1 protein-coding gene is annotated in these 1,812 nt (G+C 56.5%); it reads right to left on the reverse strand.

All coding sequences use genetic code 11. The features are described from left to right. Positions 1-200: 200 nt before the first annotated feature. Positions 201-1,076, reverse strand: coding sequence for a prephenate dehydrogenase/arogenate dehydrogenase family protein (locus tag GA0061099_RS39090; RefSeq protein ID WP_074448700.1), 876 nt, complete (start codon positions 1,074-1,076; stop codon positions 201-203). Positions 1,077-1,812: the final 736 nt, after the last annotated feature.

Below are 1,812 nucleotides of genomic sequence, written 5' to 3' on the forward strand. Positions count from 1 at the left end.
ACGCCCGAAGCATCAAACCCCTGCAAACGCAAAACAGTCCACAACGACAAATGCGATTCTAGCTCAATCGCTTAGCCACTCTTCACGGACGACTAACGAGCACCGTGGAACACGTCCCATGCGGAAGGAGGAGCCGACTATTGAAGGAGACGCCCCTTCTTTCTGGCTCTTCGTTGTGCCAGGAATGTCGCGTAATTATCTTATTCGGTGCTCTCTAGAGGAAAAATGGGGCGTGCAAACAGGCGCTCGCAAGTTGCGGCGGCCGGTTTGAGACGTGGCGCGAGATCACTCCACTCACTGCGAAGGTAGTCGAGCACTTCCTTGCCGTCCCCGCCTAGCCTCTCGAGTGCCGCGATCAGGCGCAAGCGGACTGTCGGCGCAAAAGGATTCTCCGTCTGGATCTCAGCAAATGTCTCGGGCGTGCCCGTCAACATGCGTCCGACTGCGGCCAGGAGAAGGTGATAGGGGGGCGGACCAACCTCCAGCGGAATTGCGGTGTTCTCGTCGCGAAGGATGCTCGCGAGCGACAGGAGCAGCGCATGTGTAGCCAGCTGACGCTGCGCAAGCAGTTGGTCGTGAGCTGCGGCATCGAGTGCGACAAGGCTCGCAGCCGTGTGCCGTAAAAACTGCAGAAAGGATTCGAGCCTCGGCCCTGATCTATACGCGACCACCGCGACTGGTCGATTTGCCCAAGCGAGCTCCGGGCCAAACAGTGGATTGAGGCCAAGATACTCCACCTCCCGAGGTAAGGTAGCCGCCCAGGAGGCGGGTCTCGTCTTGACCGAAAGCGTCTCGATCAACAGTGTGTCGCGCTTGAGCTGCCGACAGACGGATGTGAATGCGACTTCAGCTACCGTGAACGGCAAGGCAAGAACGACAATATCGGACTCCGCAATGGCGGATTCGGCCTCCTGCGTCAGGTTCATCGCATCGCTCACGATCAGGTCCTCATCTATGTCAGCCACCCGCCCGTGATCCACGAAGCGTATGCGGCTGCCGGACGTTTTCAGAAGCTCGGCGAGCTTCAGCCCGACGCGTCCGGCGCCTATGATCGTGACTTGTGAACCTTGCACCATGTGTTCCCGCCTGTTCGCGATTAGAGCGTTTGCGACGCTTCAACTGCTACGCAGCTTCAGCCATCAATTGTTGTTTGCTATCCATCGCTTCTGCGTTGCATTCTCTTTCGATCATACAATCGGAAAATCAAGCCAAAACGGCCTCATCGCAAAGCGCCAACAAACCCTTTACCAGCAGATAAGCTCTGCGTTACCGACAAGGTTCTTCAGAAGCCTCTGATCGAGCTCCGCCAGCTCAGCCTTACACTTGGCTATATCCAATTGAGCGCGGAAGAGTGTGGCCTTGAGCTCTTCTCGCCGTCTCAATTCTTCTCGAAGTTCGCAACGCCCCTGCATCAGGGGTCCCCCCGTGATAACCATTACCACTCAAGACTAGGAATCGGAGACCTCCAGCTCAAGGACCGATTCGTTATTTGAGTAGCGCTAAAGCAAGCTTGAGGTCACTCGAGTTCCCCACACGTACGACGTGTTCGACGGAACCTATCAGCTACGTTTTCTGGAGGCCAGTTCCGCTTGAAGAGCAGCTGATCAATTGTCACATAAAACAAGATCTGAGGTTGCGATGTAGTACAGCAGTGGGAACTACCAGCAAACGGGGATGGCGGCCGTCGCCGGAGCTAGCGGAATCTGGGTGATGACGATGTGAGGAAGGCGGCGTATCGAGGCGGGTGACGAGCCTGCCAGAACCTCTTGAGGAGAGCGATACGCCATGACCGAGACTACCAATGTTCTTGCT

Source organism: Bradyrhizobium yuanmingense (genome assembly GCF_900094575.1).
GTDB classification, from domain to species: domain Bacteria; phylum Pseudomonadota; class Alphaproteobacteria; order Rhizobiales; family Xanthobacteraceae; genus Bradyrhizobium; species Bradyrhizobium yuanmingense.